Below are 19,692 nucleotides of genomic sequence, written 5' to 3' on the forward strand. Positions count from 1 at the left end.
TAACTGTATAATTTTCTGATAGAATTAGCATCAATAATTTTATAAAAACGACACAAATATACGCTTATTTAGATTTAATAAAAATAAGAAAACTCTTTTTGTTAAAAATTAGCTAGCACTGAAAATGAAAAATTTCGCCCTGGAGCGCTAATACCGGATGCAAATTCTCTATAATGTTGATCTAAAATATTATCTACAGCTAACTGTAAATCTATATTTTTTGTTAATCTATAAGATAAATTGACACTTAGCGTAGCCCATGAAGGTGATCCGTAGTATTTATTAATATCTTCAGTAGCGTTTGCATCCATAATTGGAGTTTGCTCTATATTATCAATACCTTCAGTTAAATTATAGTTCTTTGCTTTTTTTCTTCCGTTAAAACGGATACTAAACCCTGCTTCAAACTTATTCTTTGAATAATTGATTTCTGCTTGACCAAATAATGGTGGAATAGAAGATAAGTTTTCTTTAGTGTTGTAGGTTTTTCCTTTTGTATAAGTTAGTGAAGCTCTTGTAGTAAAATAATTTCCTAAGTGTTGTTTAAAATTAAACGTACCTCCTACGACATAAGCATTATCTTTATTAACATTGGCAACAATGTTTCCCTCTTCTCCATCAAACAAAATTGTTGAACTTCCGTTAAGCATAAAATTTTCACGAATAATATAATTATTTAACAAAGTGTAATAACCTGTAATTCCCACAAAAGAACTTTTATTTTTAAAATACTTTAGAATACCTAACTCAGCATTATAGGCAAACTCTGGTCTAAGATCTATGTTAGGGACAGTAACATCTCCAGCCTTTTCACGTACTTTTCCCACATCATCTATATTCGGAGAGCGAAAGCCTGAAGACAGTACACCGTTAATTTGCCAATTTATAGCGGGTTTATATACATATCCTATTGTAGCGGTAAAAGCTGAATTAGCTAAATAAATATCATTGTCAGGAAGTGTAATAAATGTATTGTCTATCCATTTAGCCCTTAAATAGGTGTCTGTAAAACGAACACCTGTATTTAATGTTGATTTTTTGTTGATGTCTTGACGATAATTCACATATAGGGCTGCACTTGTATATGAACTACCTCCATCAGCATAGCGTGCTTGAACAGGAAAAGTATCTGAAATTCCAGTAATCTGATTTCCACTTACTTCTATTGTTTCTCCTTTAGGTGTAGAACTAACATCATTATGGGTCAGTTCTGCTCCATATGATAATACTCGATTATTATCTTTAGTTAATGGAACAGAAAAATCTGCATTTAAACTAAAAACATCTACTTGCTCTTTTCTGCTAGTTTTATTTAAGCTTCCAAATCTTCTATTAATACGAGATTCTTCAATGTTTTGATAAGCAGTTGTTATGGTTCCGTTTTTGATCCATTTACTATCTAGATTTAATTGTAATTGGGAAGAAACTAATAAACGCTTCTGTGGGCCATAATGCCATTCAGCAAACCTTAATTTTCCATCTCTACGTTCCGTTAAACGATCAAAACGAGGGATATCTGATGAAGTACCATATTGAAAGTTAAACGTAATATCTACTTTTTCTGAAAGTGGAATAAAGAATTTTTGTAAAATATCTGTTTGGTTATAACCTGTATTTCTTTGAATTTCTGGATCAGAATTTATTATTGGATTTGCATTGAAAAAAGAATCTGTATTATTTGAGTATTCTGGTACTAATCCCCAGTCTTCAAAATCATGTGATCGTTTCTTACCCATGCGTAAATCTCCAAAATAACTATAAGACACACTTGTGAATGATGCAAATTTCTTAAGTTGTAATTCTATACCGGCTTGCATTGTTTTCTCATTGTTAACTGTACTATACCTCGATAAAAAAGAAGTATTAGCTTCTGTTTTTTCACTCGTTTTTGGTTTTCTAGTATAGTAATGAATGATTCCACCTAACGCATCTGAACCATAAATCACAGACGATGGTCCAAATATAACTTCTGTTCTATCTAGCATGTTTGGTGATACAGTAATAGAGTTTTGTAAATGTCCTTTTCTATAGATTGCGTTATTCATCCGAACACCGTCAACAACTAATAAAACTCTATTAGCTTCCATTCCTCTTAAAACTGGACTTCCGCCACCAAATTGAGATTTTTGAACTTTTATACCAGGAATCTCAGCTAACATATCTGCTGAGGTTTGTGGTGCAGTACGCTGAATATCCTTTATAGAAAAAACTGCGACTTGTTCGGCAATACGTTTTAATGATTCTTTTCCTTTTGATGCAGATAGAAATACCTCTTCTAATTGTTCTGATTTACTTTGCAAATAGACAATCTTGCCTAAGATTATACGTCTCTTTAATGCTTCGAACTCCACATAAGAAACATGAGAAAAGGTTAAAATGTCTGTATCTTCAAAAATTGAAAGATCTACCTTGCCGCTTGCATTAGAAACAACTCTTTTAGAGTTGTCTTCATTAACTACAGTTACGTTAGGTATAGAAAATTCTGACTCTCGATCTAAAATGGTAATTTGTTGTGCTATAGTAAGATGCCCGACAAACAATACAATACAAAGTAAAGCCTTCTTCATATTCACACAAATACTGCTTTTAATATGGTTAGTGATTTAGGGGTTTGAAATCCTGGCAAATGTAATTCAAAATATCGTACCAATACTTCTAATAATTGCAGTCTTTCTTTACCATTAAATTTCAATACAGAGATATTATCAAAATTTGTGCCGAGTAACTTTTTGAAATCATCTAATTTTCTGTTTGAAATAAACTCACTTAAAGGCTTTGAATATGAAAAAACACCTTGTTCTATATTAAAATAATCAAAATAACTATTTTCTTTATCAGGATAAAACCCTAAATGTTTAGTCAGATTTAGCATAAAAAGCAAATGAAAATTTGAAATTTGATCATGCGTGTCCAACCATTTTAATGATGTTTCTATAAACTCAAACAATTGAACATTAGCTTCCTCTTCTCTCAGTGCCTTATTTAAAACTTCTGATAAAAATATTACTACAGTTTGCTTAATAATATTGATATGTACTGTGATATAAGGATATAAAACCTTTGCTTCTTTAATATAATTTAAGCTCGATTTATCATTATGAGAAGCTATTAATTCTAATTGAGTTAGAGGCTGAAAGTAAGCAACTTTTAATTTCCCTTTTTTAGCCTTTAATATTCGCTTGAGTAAGTAAGATTTTAATCCTTCTTCGGTATAGCACTTTACAATTAGATCTGACTCAGCATATTTTACAGAGCTTATAACAATTGCTTTAGTTTTAACAATCATTTTTAGTTAATAATCGCAATTTTTGTAGATGAAGTTTCTGATTTATCAGGAATTGTTAGCAATACTATATAGACTCCAGATGCTACTTTACGTCCAGCAAGATTTGTTTTATTCCAAACAACTTTACCTCCCTTTAATTCTTGCCCTTCTATTACATTAGTTTCGTGTACTAAATGACCTGCTGAATCCAAGATTTTTACGTTCGTTCCTCTTGGTAAATTTGTTCCGTTTCTACCATCAATTGTAACTGTATTATGTTCTTTTCTTACTGGGTTAGGGTATGCATATACTTCTCCTAAAGTATTCCCGAAAGGAGCAACATTACTATTAAATGCTACGATACCTTTATCTGTAGCGAAAAACACCTTACCAGTACTATCATCTACTTTAATCTTTACAATTTTATTAGATGGTAAAGGCGAATTGTCTTTATTAAAATTAAAAAGCGTTTCTTGTCCCGATGGGTTTGTTGCTAACGCCCCGCCCGTATCTGTACCAAACCATTTATTATCAGCCCCATCAATAGCTACTGAATTTACAGGCTGCTCTCCTAGTAATCGTTTTGGGATTCCATCATCGTCAATAATCACAGGATTGGCATCAAAAATCTCACTATCAAAAATACCAGCTGCATTAGAAAGCACCACTAACCCTTTAGCAGTGCCAATCCAAATTCTGTTATTTCTATCTACTGCAATACTTCTTACATTAGGATCTGGTAAAGAACCTTTTGTAGCTTCAGTAACTAATGCTCTTTTTCTATTTCCTGTTTCATTAAATACTAATAATCCATTGCGTCTAGATCCAATCCATATACTACCAGATCTATCAATAACTAGCTCAGTAAGACCAAAAGCTTCATCTGTTATAATACTACTTAAATCGAAACTACTCCATGTGCCGTTTGGTGCTAGTTTTTTTAAACGATTAGCTATCCAAGCATTTGCAACCCAAAAATTTCCTTGATTGTCAAACGCAGTGCCATTTATTCTTACGCTATGATAATTGGGGTTTAAAGGAGCTAAATCTTCGAGACCACTATTTGAATCATTTAGAAATGTAGTAACCTCGTCATTTTCTACAACAAGTATACCTCCTGTTGAGCTTAGGTTACCAGGGTCTGTTTGTCCCCAAGAACTTATATAAACTTTGTTTTCTTCTTCTGGATCTATAGTTACATGTACCAGATCTCTTGCTGGATATGTTGGATTATAAGCTGTATTAATCCATTCTTCACCGTTATAATGACTAAATCCTCTAGTTAATTGTAATGGAGTAAATGCGCCATCATAGCCTCCATATACCACCCAAAGATTATTGTTCTCTGCAGTAATAGAAAACACATCATTAGATATAGGTCCTTGAGGGTGAATTTCAGTATGATCAACAGCGTTTGAGAAACTACGTTCTAAAATTCCAAAATCTGAAGTGCCTAAATAAATAGTTTGGTTTTCTGCGTAAGCTGCATTCAAATCATAATCATACTCTGGAGTAGTATTCGTTACTAATACTTGTGATAATACCGAATTAAATACTTGCGCTTGCTTATTAGTTGCAACAGTAATGTACTTAGTAGATGATTTTAAATCTTCAATTATAGATGGCTGATTATTTATTAGTTGTAAGTTTGAAACGCTTGTAATCTCAAAAAACTCGGTAGCTCTAGCTGTGAATAAGCGATCATTAAAAGTCTCAATAGCTTTGAAGTCACCTAAAAAATTACCTTGAGGCTGAGACCAATTATTAAAATCAATAAGGTTGGTGTTGTTGACATCGGCAACAAAAACACCTAGTTCGGTAGCTGCATAAATATTATTCTGAAATACTTTTATTTGGTTCACTGCAACTTCCGAAGAGCCATTACCAATAAAAAATGTGTCGCCGAATTGTAAACTCTCAAGATCATATACAACTATTGCAAATGGTGTAGCTAAGTATAGCTTATTATTAAACTCAGTAATATCATTTATTTGTTTCTCTCCAGTAATACTTAACCGCTCAATATCATTTGAAATTGTAATCTTACCATCACTATCTACAACTTCGATGAGACCTGTTTGATAACCAATAACAAGTCTTTGTAAGGCTTCACTAAAATAAATGCTTGTAGATATTTCTCCCGACAATCCTTGAACAGATGACAATTTTTCTGTTTCACGTGTGCTAGTGTCGTAGATAAAAACTGCATTATCAACTACTACATAAATTTTATTTTCAACCTTAATAAAATCTTTAACATTGTTATAAGAGTAAAAATCTTCCCAACTATTTGAAAAATCGGTTTGCGCCCATCCTGTTAAAGAAAAAATTATAAAAAGAGTATAGAAAAATTTAGTCATATAGTTTTATAATATTGGTCAAAGATATTTAATAATAGTTTAACGGTAAAAGTGTAATTTTAGCACATATCTAATAGATTATGAGTCTTGAAATAGAACGTAAATTTTTGGTGAAATCTAATGCTTTTAAAAAAGATAGCTTTCAAAAAATATATATAAGACAAGGTTTTTTAAATTCTGATAAAGAACGAACCGTACGAATACGAATTACAGATACATCTGGGTTTATAACTATAAAAGGTAAATCTAATAGGTCAGGTACAACTCGTTTTGAATGGGAAAAAGAAGTTTCTTTAACTGAGGCTAACGAGTTGTTAAATTTATGCGAAGAAAGTATTATTGAAAAACAAAGATATTTAATTAAGTCTGGTCAACATTTATATGAGGTAGATGAATTTTTTGGAGATAACCAAGGATTAATTATTGCTGAAATTGAGCTGAAAAATGAACAAGAAATTTTCGAAAAGCCTTTATGGTTGTCTAAAGAAATTACAGGCATAATTAAATATTATAATTCTAACCTTAGTAAATTTCCTTATAAAAAATGGGAAAAATAAACCTTAAATATTTAATGGTTTGAGGTTTGTTTAATAGGGCAAAATTTTTCTTTGGTATAGTAATTTCCCAAATCGGAATAGCTTTTTTAAGCAGAAGAGACATTTTCAATAGATTTAAATAACCATGAAATTCCTTTTTTAACAAAAATGACATTCTGTAACAACTCAACCTGCTTTCTTTTAATTTTTACAGTCCTTACATAAAGTGTTTCATTAACTTTTTGCTGTATGCTGCCTTCACCAACAAAACTTATTATCTGTTTCTTTTTTGAAAGTTCTTTAAGCACATCTTTATCAGATGGTATAGAGAATGAGGTTAAAGACATTTTGAGGGAGTTTTGAATTAGTTACTCAAATATACATTTTTAATAGGCCATATATTATTAAAACAAATGGCTATATAAAAATAATTAATAAACGGTTTGTTTTTTTAAACAAATGGTTTACTAAACATTTTTTGGGAATTTTAAAGTAACCTTGGTTCCTGAAGATTTTGAATCGGTTATGTCCTCTATAATAACATAAACTTTTTGATCTTCATGCAGTAGCTTAATTCTATCTTCAGAAGTTTTTAAGCCAAAAGATTTAAGCGCTCTACTAGAAGATTTTTTAAGCTGCTTTGATTGCTTGATACCGATACCATTGTCTATAATTTCGCAACGCACTTTATCTTCTTCATCATAAAGTATTAAATTGATTTTTTTGTAAGCTTCTTTATTTACAAACCCGTGCCAGATAGCATTTTCTATAAATGGCTGCATAAAAAGCGGTGGTACCATAATCTTATCTAAGTCGATATTATCGTCTACTGTAACTACATAATCAAATCCGCCTTCCATACGCATTTGTTCAAGACGAACATACAATCCTAAAATACCTAATTCTTCACTTAATGGTATTGTTAAACTCGATGATTTTTGCAATACTTCTCTTATAAGGCGTGAGAATTTAGTTATATAATCTGAAGCTTTTTCTGTATCGTTCTGAAGAACAAAATTGTTAATCGAATTTAAAGAATTATATAAAAAGTGAGGATCCATTTGGCTTTGAAGAGCTGTCATTTTTAAGTCAGCAATCTCTTTTGTTTTAAGTGCTGCTTCTACTTTTGCCTCATCCTTTGTTCTTTCTGCATAATCAGCTCTATCGCCTACTATTAAGGCAAACATAGTTACTTCTATTATGGCTCCTACATAAGTGAAAAACATAGGTTCTACTTTAATATTAATAAAGAATTCCTTCCCTAAAGCAAAAGGTAATAATAAGCTGCAATTAGCAAGAACAACATAGGTTAGTGACCCTATTATGAAAAAAGTAACATAACGTCCTTTAATTTTAGTTAAAACTATGTATGTTAATAATGCAAAAACTGTAAATACAGGTGTAACTAATAAAAATAATTTTTCTTGGTGCTGGTAGCTTAAAAACAACTGCGTAAGTACAAACACAATTGATAGTAAAAAGAAAATCTTATACTCTATCCTTAATAGAACATCCCAGTCAGGTATAAATTTTTTAGTTTGTAATAATGATCTGGCAAAAACTACATAAAAACCAAAAGCAACAAATTGCAAAGCAAAATTTACATAATCATATACCCACAGATACGGTTCGGGGCAAATATGACTAAAAAAATAAACGAATAATGCTAGTAAATACAAGCTATAAAATAAATAGTGCTTTTTCTTATTCTTGATGAATATCATAAAATGATATATGGCTAGCACTAATAGGCCTCCTCTAATCCAAGAATAAAATTCCGATGTTAGGTCTAACAACATCTTATTTATCTAAGGCAAGTCTTTGCAATAATTCCGCTTTTTTATTTCGGCTTATACCCGCAGTCATACCATTACTCATCATTAATTCTCCTCCTAAGTTTTTTATATATTCTTTAATATGATTCATATTGATCAAGTAAGAGTTATGTACTCTAAAAAACTGAGGAAAATCAAATTTCTTTTCAACTTCTTTTAAAGTTTTGGATACAAGAATATTACGTTCTTCTGTAAGAAAAATTGTTGTATAGCTCTTATCAGATTTTAACATGATTACTTCTTCTTTATCAAGTAAGTAAATTTTACCGTCAGCAGAAATATTAATTTTATCGGCAGCGGGGTTTAAATTTGAAAATAACGATTGTAGTTTATCTTCTAAATTAGAATCTTTTCTTGTAGTCTTAACTTTTTCGAGCGCTGTTATCAATTCATCTTTATCGACTGGTTTTAATAAATAATCTATAGCTGATACTTTAATTGCTTTTAAGGCAAATTCATCATGTGCAGTAGTAAATATAAGTGCAAAATCTTTATAATCTAACTCTTGAAGTAATGCAAAACCATCCATTTCTGGCATTTCTATATCTAAAAATACTAAGTCTGGTTTTTCTTTATTAATAACATCAATTCCTTGTAATGGAGAGTTACATTTAATAATTTCAACCTCATCAGATGCATATCTATTTAGCTTCCATTCTAAGGCTTCTAAGGCATTGATCTCATCGTCAATCAAGACAGTTTTTAACATGGTCGGAGAGTTAATTAATCGAAAGCAAGATACTACAAATGTGAAAATCAACAAAGAGTAATCTTATAAGCAACCTTTTTTCTGATAATCCATCTTCTAAAAAAATCAATATTATGAAGAAAAGGGTTCTGATTAGTTTTTTAGTTTTAGTAATACTCGGTTGTTCTAGCGACGATTCTAATACCACATTAGTAGGTAAATGGCAACTAATCCAAATTTACTCTGATCCAGGGGATGGAAGTGGTGATTTTAGAGATGTTGAGAGTAATAAAACAATTGAAGTATTTAGTGATGGAACCTTTATTGCGAACGGGACATTGTGCACAGTAAGTTCTCTTTCTGATAATCAATCTACTGGCACTTTTTCTGAAGAAGACCAGAAGATTTTACCTAATGATTGTGAAAATCCATTTATTAATAACCCTTTAGGTCTACCATATGAAATTAAAGGGAAATTTATGACTATTACTCACTTTTGTATTGAGGGTTGTGCCGAAAAGTATATAAAAATAGAGTAATGTTAAATTAACTCTAACATCTCTAAACCTATTGGATAACCTTCAATATATATAATAACAGTATAAAATCCTTTTGTTACTTTTTGAATAAACCTATCTGTTATCATAGAAAGATTTAAGTGGTTATTATTATAATAAGCATGTGTCATTTCTGTATATGCCAGAGTATCGCCATTATTCGCTTTAAATGTCCCTTTTCTATTTAAGATTGTTCCTTTTGGATTTTGAATAATAACATAAACATTTTTATATCCTGCATCTACATGTGGATTATTATCAACTTGAAAATTTATTCGCATAACATCTACTCTGCTTGCAGTATTTGTCAATGAATAATTTCCATTTCTTTTGATTAACATTGGTGAAATATCAATAGCATTTAGTATTAATACCTCTTCTTTTTTAAGATTCTTTGTACTTTCAATAAACTGTCTTTTAAGCTCTTCCTTTTTTAAAGCTAAATACATGTTTTTTGTTTCTGATGGCCCTGAAGAATCTGATACTACTTTTGATCTAAATCTATTACTAGTTATTGACTTATCATCATAAGACTCAAAATCATCAGTATCTGAAAATAAAGTGTTTGAAGCTGCACTAATGTTATCTTTGTCCCCAGAAAAATCTCTATTAAAGCTTGGAGCTTCTACCTCAGGCTTATCGTCGATAACTTCTGAACTTAACTCTTCCGCTTTATCAATTGTTCCATTTATTTTTTGCGGTTGTTCATTTTTTACCAATGAAGTTTCTAAAAGCACCTTTTCTTCATTTCCATGTTCCTGTTTCACCTTCTGATTAAACAATTCTATTCTATTATCTACATCATTTTCATGTTCAATATTCGATATATTTTTTATTTCATCAACTAAAATAATATTGCCTTCTTTTATTGTAGCAATTTCAATCATCTTCGGTTGAACATTCTCTTCAGCATCGTTTATTCTACCTAATTGATATGTTGAAGTTTTCGTTACACTTTCGGTTACGTTGGCATTAGCAATAGTTCTAACATCTTTTTTTTCTAGATTCTTTGTTAATGTTTCTGCAATAATTTTTACTTCTTCTACAGTATCGTCTACTTTTTTATTATTTTCTTCAACTGATATATTGCTCCCTACATTCTCAACTAAATCAATATTCTGTTCGTAGTCTATTTCTATAGCTCCTTCATCTCTAGATGATTCGGGATCGTTATCTACTTTTTCGTTAGTTAAAATAATAATTTCTCCTTTACTTGAATCATTACTAGTACCTTCTATTGCGCTTCCTTTTGGAGGTGCAGTAGTGATTTTAGGTGTAGTTACTATTTGAGCTTGTTTCTTTTTATCGACTAGCTTAGATTTTGATTCTTTAGGTAAATTAAGCGCTTGCTTATTTATTATCACAAATTCCGTTCTTCTATTCAATTTGTGTTTTTCAATGCCACAACGTACACCGTCTGCACAATTATTTAATAATTGACTTTCACCATATCCTTTAGCCGTAATCCTATCTTTTGAAATTCCTTTCGAAACAATATAATTAACTGTTGCTTTTGCTCTACGTTCAGATAACTTCTGGTTATAAGCTTTACTACCTCTAGAGTCGGTGTGAGATGCCGATTCGATGTTTAGAGCTGGATTTTCCTTCATTATCTTAACGATCTTATCTAATTCTTTTCTAGCTGCTGTAGTAATATTTGATTTGTCGAACCCGAAATAAATTGGATTTGCATTAATAACCAACTTATTATTAGCTACTTCTTTAATTTCTTTTACTAACGATTGATTGATCTCAAGTGCAGGGGCATTAAAGTAATTTGCCGTATTTACAATATGCTCTTCTTTTGTATATCTCAACTTAGAGGCCACAACAGTATATGTGTTTCTACAACTTAATGTAAAATTGTAATTACCATTTTCATCTGTTACCAGCTTCTTAATTTCGTTACCTTGATCATCTATAACTATTATAGCTGCATCAGTAATTAATGTCTCTGTCTCTTGGTCTCTTACGGTACCAACAATGTTTTGTAAACATTCTACTGGTTTATCAGGCTCAATATAAAATGAATACATATCGTCATTACCCTGACCTTGTAAACGGTTTGAAGAAAAATATCCTTTATTATCTGTATTTACAATATACCCTATATCATCATTAATACTATTAACTGGTGAGTCTAAATGTAGCGGTTCAGAAACCGTATTTTCAAAAGCTTCACTTGCATAAACATCCATATTGCCTAAACTATCTTCACGACCATTTGATGAGAAGTATAAAAAGTTGTTTTCAGCAATAAAAGGTGTTGTTTCGTCTCCTGTAGTATTTATTTTAGCTCCTAAATTAGTTGGTTCTCCAAAACTACCATCCTTATTTATATCAACAGAGAAAATATCGGTTCCCCCATAAGATGGCGTTCTATTAGATACAAAATATAGCTTTTTGTTTTCTTTATTTATGGTTGGATAGTTATTAGAATAACCTTTCTTGTTAAAAGGTAATTTTTTAATGTTGTACCAATTACCAACCGAATCTATAGAAGCTTGGTAAATTTCGTATCGTACTTTCTTCGTTTTTCTTTTAGCATATTTATTTGCAGAAAAGTAAACTGTTTTACCATCTTTAGTAAATGTAGCTCCTGTTGTACTAATACGTTTACTATTAATACCTTTCATTCTCTGCTTGTTAACAATAGCTCCATCATCATTCATCTCTCCAGTAAATAAATCTAAATGTGCATTGTATTTTTGCTGATCAATAACCTTTTCGGAGGTTGTTGTAGCAAAAACTACTTTGTTATGATCAATAAATGAAACACCGATATCTGGGTTACCAGAATTGATCTCTAAAAATTTAATATGATGTTTGCCAGAGGAGGTTTGGGCTTTAGTCAATAGACTAAAACACATTATAACTGCTAATAATGTGTACTTTTTCTTCATGATAAGTTTAGCTTACATTAATTGTTTTATCATAACGAAGAAATTTTAATTTAAGTATTAATCGCTGTTAATTACCTGTTGAAAAATAAAGAATCTAATAGATAATAAGTTAAAAAACGAATATTGTAAGCATAAAAAAAGCTCAGTGACCCTGAGCTTTTTTGTTGATTATCAGTAAATTAAATTATTTGACTGTGTCTTTTTCTGTTTTAGTAGAAGAAACTTCTCCATTTTTATAAGCATCATTTAATGCATCCACAATTTCGTCTGTAAGGTCTGATTTTAAATCACCATATAAAACAGATTTTGTTTGCTCAGAGGTTCCTAAAATGTAGGTGTAGCCATTCTTCTTAGCATAATCAGACACAAAATCTTGAATATTTTCATTGATTTCATCCATTTTTTCTTGTCCATCCTTCTGAACTTCTTGCTGAGCTAATTGCTGACGTTGATTTAAAACTTGTTGCTGTTGTTGTAATGACTGCTCAGTTTCTTGTCTTGTTTTATTTGACATTTTTTGAGCATTAGAATAATAATCTCTTACTTTAGTTTGATATTCTGCCGCTAATTGATCTAATTCTTTTTTAAGGTCAGCAGATTTAGCGTCCATTTCTTTCTGAGCATCTTTCATGCCTTTATATTCTTTTAAGACTTCTTCAACATCTACATATGCAATTTTTGTTTGATTACACGAAACCATCATCAGAGCAATAAATGTAACCGCTAGTATTTTTTTCATTTTATTTGTTTTAAAAATTTGCGCAAATATATAAAAATAGACTTCTTTGATCTTCTAAATTTTTACTATAATTAAAATTTATATAAATTAAAATTTATATAAATTATTCTTATTAAATTAGGCTTGATTACGTGGTGCTATTATGCTTGTTTTCTGGAAGGCTAGAAATCCCAACTGACATCAGCCTAAAAAGCGCTTAAATCGACTTAAAATGCGTTTTATGCCTTATTAATGATATAAATAAGTGAAGAATACTCTTTTGTAATTCTAGCTTTATAATTTGAAAGAAACCCCACCCAAAAAGATTTAATAGGGTTCATTTTACCTGTTTTATATTTTTCAGATAACAAGCTCACATAGTAGGCATCAAATTTCATCGGAATTGTTTTCATAAGTCTCATGTTCTTTTGAGCAAATAAATTTCTAATTGCTAATTGAGAGAAATGCCATAGATGTCTTGGTAAATCATATGCTGCCCAAAATTCTCTATAATACTTTGCATCAAAACTATTATGATTTGGCACTGCTATGATTAAAGTGCCTTTTGGTTTTAATAATTCTTCTAAGTGTATTACAATTTCTTCAAGGTTTGGAACGTGCTCTAATACATGCCACATTGTTATCACATCAAACCTATTATTTAAGATTTCTGAACTATCACTTTTTAGTTCAATCTTCAATTTATTTTCAGCAACTTTTTTAGCTTTAACGTTAGGTTCTACACCTGTAACTTGCCAGCCATTTTTTTGACATATCGCCAAAAAATCTCCCGTACCCGCGCCAATATCTAAAATTGACCTGTCTTCTGAATTAAAAGAGTTAATTAATTTTAACTTTCTTTTGAGTGTGTAATTTCGAACCAATTGATAAACTCTATCTAACAATGTTGTCTTAGAGTCAGTATGCGAAATATAATCTGAACTTTCGTAATAATTACTAAGATTTGAATCTTTTGGCCTCGGGGAAGTTATAAGAAAATCATTATTCTCATCTCTTAAAATTGAAAATGATTCATTAGAAACCGTATAATCTTTACAAGTTAAATAACTCCTTAATTCAGAGTCATCGATAGGAGAGGTATTAATATGTTTCACGTGGAACAAATAGTTTTTTAAGCACAATTATCTACCCATATGCACTAAAAGCACGGAAACATCGCTTGGAGAAACGCCAGAAATTCTACTTGCTTGGCTAATAGAAGTAGGCTGAATAGTCGTTAGTTTTTCACGAGCTTCATATGATAAAGATTTTACCTTATAATAATCAAAATTAGCTGGAATAGTAATATTCTCAAGTCTATTCAACTTATCTGCATTGTTCTTTTCTTTCTCTATATATCCCGCATATTTTATATGAATCTCTGCTTGCTCAATAATTTCATTATCAATATTACTATCAACTATAAAATCATTTACTCCTGGAAATTGACGTACATCATTAAAATCTAATTGTGGTCTAGCTGCAATTTTAAGCATCTTCATAGATTGATTAATATTTGCAGAATTCTTGTTTTTTAAGATATCGTTTACTTCATTAGGTTTAATACTGGTTTCTCTTAAATGGTTGACAAACATTTCTGTTTTTTCTTGCTTTACAAGAACACGATCCATTCGTTTCTTAGAGGCTAATCCTATTTCATATGCCCTAGGTGTTAAACGTAAATCTGCATTATCTTGGCGTAATAGCGTTCTATATTCAGCTCTTGAAGTAAACATTCTATACGGTTCTTCAGTACCTTTTGTTATTAAATCATCAATAAGAACACCTATATAAGCTTCATTACGTTTTAAAATAAATGGCTCTTTTTCTTGCACTTTTAACGCAGCATTTATACCAGCCATCATACCTTGCGCAGCAGCTTCTTCATAACCTGTGGTGCCATTAATTTGACCTGCAAAAAACAAGTTCTTAATAGACTTTGTTTCTAAAGTATGTGTTAATTGCGTGGGAGGAAAGTAATCATACTCGATTGCATAACCGAACCTGAAAAACTTTACATTCTCGAAACCAGCAACTTTAGATAACGCCTTATACTGAACATCTTCTGGTAACGATGTAGAGAAACCATTAACATAAATTTCCACAGTATTCCAACCTTCGGGCTCTATAAATAATTGATGTCTATCTTTAGTTGCGAAACGATCAATCTTATCCTCTATCGAAGGACAATAACGAGGGCCTGTACTCTTAATTCTTCCATTAAACATTGGCGATCTATCGAATCCATCTCGCAACAAATCATGCACTTCTTCACTCGTATATGTCATATAACATGAACGCTGTTGAGCCAATGGTTCTGTAACTGAACTATAGGAAAATTTCTCTGGAATCATATCTCCTGGTTGCTCAATCATCCTTGAAAAATCCAATGATCTACCATCCACTCTTGGAGGTGTTCCAGTCTTCATTCGGCCAGATTCAAATCCTAATTTAATTAAATCTTCAGTAATACCGATAGACGCTCTTTCGCCTGCTCTCCCTCCTCCAAAATTTTTATCACCAATATGAATTAATCCGTTAAGGAAAGTGCCAGCAGTTAAAATAACAGTTTTAGACCTAATGGTAGTACCTAAAGAAGTTTTGACTCCTATTATACTATCGCCCTCAACGACCAAACCATTAACCATATCTTGATAAAAATCAAGGTTCTTTGTTTGCTCCAACATCATACGCCACTCTTCTGCAAATCGCATTCTATCATTTTGAGCTCTAGGGCTCCACATAGCGGGTCCTTTAGATTTATTTAGCATCTTAAACTGGATAGCAGACTTATCAGTAACAATTCCACTGTACCCACCTAACGCATCAATTTCGCGTACTATCTGACCTTTAGCGATGCCACCCATAGCAGGATTACAACTCATCTGAGCAATATTCTGAAGATTCATTGTAATCAACAATGTTTTAGCGCCAAGATTGGCACTAGCAGCAGCGGCTTCACTACCCGCGTGCCCTCCGCCAACTACTATTACATCATACTCGTTACTAAACATTATCTTAACATATTAAATTTAAACGTTCCACGTGGAACAACGCTTTATTAAAAAGTTCGCAAAGATAGGTAATAATCTTCTTTCGAACGCATTAACCTCTTCTCTTCTTGAGTTTTATCCTTATATCTACAAAAATGTAAGACGCCATGAACCATTACTCTATGCAGCTCATCATCAAAAGAAACGTTAAAGCTCTGAGCATTTTCTCTAACTCGTTCTGTTGAAATAAAAATATCACCAGAAACCAGTTTCCCTAAAGTATAATCAAAGCTAATAATATCTGTTAATGTGTTGTGATTCAGATACTTAATGTTTTTTTTTAACAAATAATCATCATCACAAAACACATATGCAATATCTCCCTCTTTAAATGATTCTTGACTAATAACAACAGATATCCACTCCTGTATTAATGATTCATTCCCTAATTCAAAAAATGTTTCGCTATAAAAATTGATCATTCTTTATCTTGAAAATACTCTTGAACCTTCTTTTTATAATTATTTCGCAAAGGTAAAGGTTCGCGATTTAAAATCTCATTCAAGTTAAAGAATTGTTTCTTTTGTAGTAATTCTTGTATTTTTCGCTGTTGAAAGCTTTGCTTATTAGTATTGGCTTCTCTCTTATTATCTTTACCTTGTTTTAATTGAGCGTCTTCAAGTTTTAAAAGCTCGTGTTCTAACTGCAACATATTTTGTAATACTTCATTTGTAAAACCTTTATCTAAAAGTTGTTGTTCTAGCTCTTTCATTCTTTCTAAAGCCTTATTACCGTTAGAACCATTCTTACCCTCTTTCTCCATCATTTGCTCTAGTGCTTCGCGTAAAGCTTGTTGCTCTTGATAGATTTGATATTGCTCGCCGCTCATTTGTTCTTTACTATTTCCCCCTTTTCCCTGTTTACCCTTTTCATCACCTTCTCTTTGTCCCTCTTTTTTTCCTTTTTTAATACCGTCCTTTATTTGTTGAATCATTTCGCTTTGCTTTTTCATGATATCTGGCAACTGAAATTCATTTCCTTTTCCCTTACCTTTCCCCATACTAGGATTCATCATACTATTCAACATATCGCTTAGCATGTCAGCAAGGTTATTAGCGGCAGTCATAGTGTACTGTTGATTTGAGATGCCTTGACGCATTCTATTCTCGGCTATGTTTTCTAAAGACTTATCGATGTTATAGTGAGCATCAGTAATATCTTTTTGAATTTTAGATGTTAGACGCCTTTGTCGTAATGATAATGCATATAGGCTATCATCTATATGTTCAAAATGCTCTTTTAAAATTTGTTGTTTCTTTAACTTTTTAGGGAAAGCTGGATGAGCTGCATCCACTTCTTCTAATGAAACCATCAACTGTTCTTGGTCTACTGAAAATGTAACTAGATTTTCTAAAATAGCACGAAGTTCTTCTATATTCTCTTGCATCATCTCACCCTCCATTGCTGACATAGATTGCTGCATAGATTGGCTAATTTGCTTCATTTTCTTAGCAGCAGATTTTTGCTTCTTTGATGCAGATTTTTTTGAATCTGACTTCTGGTTCTCACTTTCAGCTTCCTTTTCGAGTTCATCAGTAGCATCATTCATTTTTTCTTGAATCAATCGCTCTTCTCTTTTTGTTTCAGGAAAATCCATTGGCTGACGTAATTGATCATTTTGATTTCTTAAATCCTCGAAGTCCCTCTTAATATCTTCAAATTCTTTATTAAGGTCTTGTTGTTTGTCCGCATCATTCTCATCACTATTAGAAAGTTTTTCCTGCTTATTAGATAAAGAGTCTAATTTTTTAGCAATATCAGCTGCTTTCTTTTCGGTATAAAAGCGTTTAGTAAGTTCTAATAGGCGTTCTAAAGAGCGTTTTTCTTGTTTCTTTTGTTCAGTGAACTTATCTAATTTTTCTATTAAACCTTCTTTATCTAGCTTTTCAGCAATCTTTTTTAATTCTTCTAGTAACTTTTTCTTTTTCTGAAGCTCTTTAGTTTCTTCAATCCGCTTTTGAAGTTCTTCTTTTTTTGTTTTTATCGTTTCATCATTCTCATTCAATTCTTCAAGATTATCTTTTAACTGATCAGTCTGTTTTTCAAACATTTGTTGATATTGTTCTTGACGCTTTATAAACTGATCAAACTCTTTTTTATCATTCCATTCCAATTCAGACTTCTTCTTTAGTTTATCTGTAAATTCTTCAAAATCTTTATTTAATTGTTCAGCATCCTTAGCATTCTTATCTAAATTATCCAAACTCTCTTTTTGTTCTTTTAATAGATCATCTGAGAGTTCTTGCTTTGTTTTATTATGAAAAGAAAATACTTGACTTTTAGTTGACTTATTTCCGTTAACAGCGTCGTTATCGTATACTTCAAAGTAAAGTTCATAATCTTTACCTGCATCTAATTCTAACTCTCCTTGAGGGATTAATAGATAGAAAAACTCTTCGAAAGAAGATCTATTGACCTCAATTGGATGCCTTTTAAGGTTTTCTTTATCATCTACATCGTAATAAACTAAATTCAGTTTAGAAATACTATAATCGTCGCTTAACTGCCCAGCAAACTGTATTGGCCCTCGTGAAACTGAATCAATATCTGACTTAACAGTAATCTTAGGAAATTCATCCTTTACCACTTGAATCGAATAATTTAATTTTTCGTAGTTCTTTAGCTCTTGATTAGACGTTGCTATTTGATAGTTAGTACTACTTCGGATGCTTTTTGACAACGAAAAGAGTCCAGGTTTATTTTCATTAAAATTATCTTCAGAACTCGCAATAAAATGAATTGAATCTGTTTGTTCAGCATTTATATTCCACGTAATACGCGTACCCTCGGGAACTATTGCGTTTCCTGTATTCTGAATATTATCATTTCTCTTTTGAGTATACTTTGGGTAATTTAAAATCATCTCAAAACCCGAAACAGATGGTATTTTAATTACATTTATTTTATATTCTTTAGATTGAACACCATTAGCCTCCACATAAAACGTTAATGATTCATTCAGGTTTTCGAAGGTATAATTAAACTTCCCTGTGCCTGCGTCTTTTAAAAAGTAATTCTCAGCATTAAAATAGATTTGAGCATTTGCAGGAATCAAACTGCCAAGCGTCTCAATTTGAAGTTCGAATGGTTTTCCTTCAATAGAACTTAAGTTTTGGTTTAAAACTTCAAAAATAAACGGTGCTGGTGGTTCATATTTTGTTTTGTAATGTACAACCCTATCTAGACTTTCTTTAAAGACTGAATTATTACCTGATACTAATGTAAAGCCCCAAATCAAAGCAGGAATCGCTAGGTATTTTAAATATTTTCTGTTTGCTGTAAAATTAATTGCTGATTTAAAAGGTATCGGTTTTAGTTGTGCCGATTTTTGTTCAATACTAGCTAAAAAAAGTTCAGATTTGTCATCAGATTCATTTAACTGTAACACGTTTAACAACTTATCATCTACTTCAGGAAAATGATTGCCTATAATTTTAGATGCCTGTTCTAAACTAATTCCTTTTTGTAAACCAATTAATTTAAATAGTGGTAAGGCTATAAAACGAACAAGTAATATAATTTCTACAATAACAAAAGCAAAAAATAACAGACTTCTCCAACCTGTACTTAACCATAAAAAGTATTCTATAAATAATGTAAGAATAAAATACAGTAAGCCAAAGGCTGAAAACAAGATGCTTCCTTTTATAAGTTCATTGGTATAATATTTTTTAATGAACTGTTGTAGTTTAGACTGTATGTTACTAAAATGCGTCACTATTTTATAAACTCTAAAAGTACTATTTTCATTGCCATACTGTATCTTTGCAGCCAAAT

General features: G+C 31.3%; 14 protein-coding genes. 2 read left to right on the forward strand and 12 right to left on the reverse strand.

Annotation, left to right across the window (positions count from 1 at the left end):
* Positions 1 to 101: 101 nt before the first annotated feature.
* From AC1EUV_RS03535 to porZ, 3 genes are read right to left on the reverse strand one after another with little or no spacing between them, the layout of a single operon-like run.
* Entirely contained in the window at positions 102 to 2,567 is a 2,466-nt protein-coding gene (locus AC1EUV_RS03535; protein WP_480197283.1) for a TonB-dependent receptor plug domain-containing protein, read from the reverse strand.
* Positions 2,568 to 2,569: 2 nt separating this feature from the next.
* A complete protein-coding gene (recO, locus tag AC1EUV_RS03540; protein WP_480197284.1) occupies positions 2,570 to 3,286 on the reverse strand; it encodes a DNA repair protein RecO in 717 nt (238 codons plus the stop codon).
* A 2-nt stretch (positions 3,287 to 3,288) separates the two neighbouring features.
* Positions 3,289 to 5,625, reverse strand: a complete 2,337-nt coding sequence (gene porZ, locus AC1EUV_RS03545; RefSeq protein WP_480197285.1) for a type IX secretion system anionic LPS delivery protein PorZ — start codon at positions 5,623 to 5,625, stop codon at positions 3,289 to 3,291.
* A gap of 80 nt (positions 5,626 to 5,705) precedes the next feature.
* On the opposite strand from porZ, the gene AC1EUV_RS03550 reads away from it, so the two are divergent.
* Positions 5,706 to 6,182, forward strand: coding sequence for a CYTH domain-containing protein (locus AC1EUV_RS03550; RefSeq protein WP_480197286.1), 477 nt, complete (start codon positions 5,706 to 5,708; stop codon positions 6,180 to 6,182).
* 86 nt (positions 6,183 to 6,268) lie between these two features.
* Here AC1EUV_RS03550 and AC1EUV_RS03555 read toward each other — a convergent pair whose 3' ends face one another.
* From AC1EUV_RS03555 to AC1EUV_RS03565, 3 genes are all read right to left on the reverse strand, one after another.
* Positions 6,269 to 6,508, reverse strand: coding sequence for a hypothetical protein (locus tag AC1EUV_RS03555; RefSeq protein WP_480197287.1), 240 nt, complete (start codon positions 6,506 to 6,508; stop codon positions 6,269 to 6,271).
* A gap of 120 nt (positions 6,509 to 6,628) precedes the next feature.
* The gene (locus AC1EUV_RS03560; RefSeq protein WP_480197288.1) at positions 6,629 to 7,960 is read right to left on the reverse strand and encodes a sensor histidine kinase; all 1,332 of its coding nucleotides are present in this window, start codon (positions 7,958 to 7,960) and stop codon (positions 6,629 to 6,631) included.
* Between the two features lies 1 nt (position 7,961).
* Positions 7,962 to 8,705 carry a LytR/AlgR family response regulator transcription factor gene (locus tag AC1EUV_RS03565; RefSeq protein WP_480197289.1) on the reverse strand — a complete coding sequence of 248 codons (744 nt, stop codon included), beginning with the start codon at positions 8,703 to 8,705 and terminating at the stop codon, positions 7,962 to 7,964.
* 113 nt (positions 8,706 to 8,818) lie between these two features.
* Between AC1EUV_RS03565 and AC1EUV_RS03570 the strand changes: the two genes are divergently transcribed.
* Positions 8,819 to 9,223: a hypothetical protein gene (locus tag AC1EUV_RS03570; protein ID WP_480197290.1), complete on the forward strand. Its 405-nt coding sequence runs from the start codon at positions 8,819 to 8,821 to the stop codon at positions 9,221 to 9,223.
* 2 nt (positions 9,224 to 9,225) lie between these two features.
* Here AC1EUV_RS03570 and AC1EUV_RS03575 read toward each other — a convergent pair whose 3' ends face one another.
* The 6 genes from AC1EUV_RS03575 to AC1EUV_RS03600 form a co-directional block, all read right to left on the reverse strand.
* Complete coding sequence (locus AC1EUV_RS03575; RefSeq protein ID WP_480197291.1) at positions 9,226 to 12,144, reverse strand: OmpA family protein; 2,919 nt, start codon at positions 12,142 to 12,144, stop codon at positions 9,226 to 9,228.
* A gap of 184 nt (positions 12,145 to 12,328) precedes the next feature.
* A complete protein-coding gene (locus tag AC1EUV_RS03580) occupies positions 12,329 to 12,883 on the reverse strand; it encodes an OmpH/Skp family outer membrane protein (RefSeq protein WP_480197292.1) in 555 nt (184 codons plus the stop codon).
* Between the two features lie 218 nt (positions 12,884 to 13,101).
* On the reverse strand, positions 13,102 to 13,977 hold the full coding sequence (locus AC1EUV_RS03585) for a class I SAM-dependent methyltransferase (RefSeq protein WP_480197293.1): 876 nt from the start codon (positions 13,975 to 13,977) through the stop codon (positions 13,102 to 13,104).
* A gap of 27 nt (positions 13,978 to 14,004) precedes the next feature.
* A complete protein-coding gene (gene mnmG, locus AC1EUV_RS03590; protein WP_480197294.1) occupies positions 14,005 to 15,876 on the reverse strand; it encodes a tRNA uridine-5-carboxymethylaminomethyl(34) synthesis enzyme MnmG in 1,872 nt (623 codons plus the stop codon).
* A 47-nt stretch (positions 15,877 to 15,923) separates the two neighbouring features.
* Positions 15,924 to 16,337, reverse strand: coding sequence for an rRNA maturation RNase YbeY (gene ybeY / locus AC1EUV_RS03595; protein ID WP_480197295.1), 414 nt, complete (start codon positions 16,335 to 16,337; stop codon positions 15,924 to 15,926).
* Entirely contained in the window at positions 16,334 to 19,690 is a 3,357-nt protein-coding gene (locus tag AC1EUV_RS03600) for a DUF4175 family protein (protein ID WP_480197296.1), read from the reverse strand. Before AC1EUV_RS03600 ends, ybeY begins: the two co-directional genes overlap by 4 nt.
* Between the last annotated feature and the right edge of the window lie 2 nt (positions 19,691 to 19,692).

The sequence above is a fragment of the Maritimimonas sp. 2304DJ26-3 genome (genome assembly GCF_056591635.1).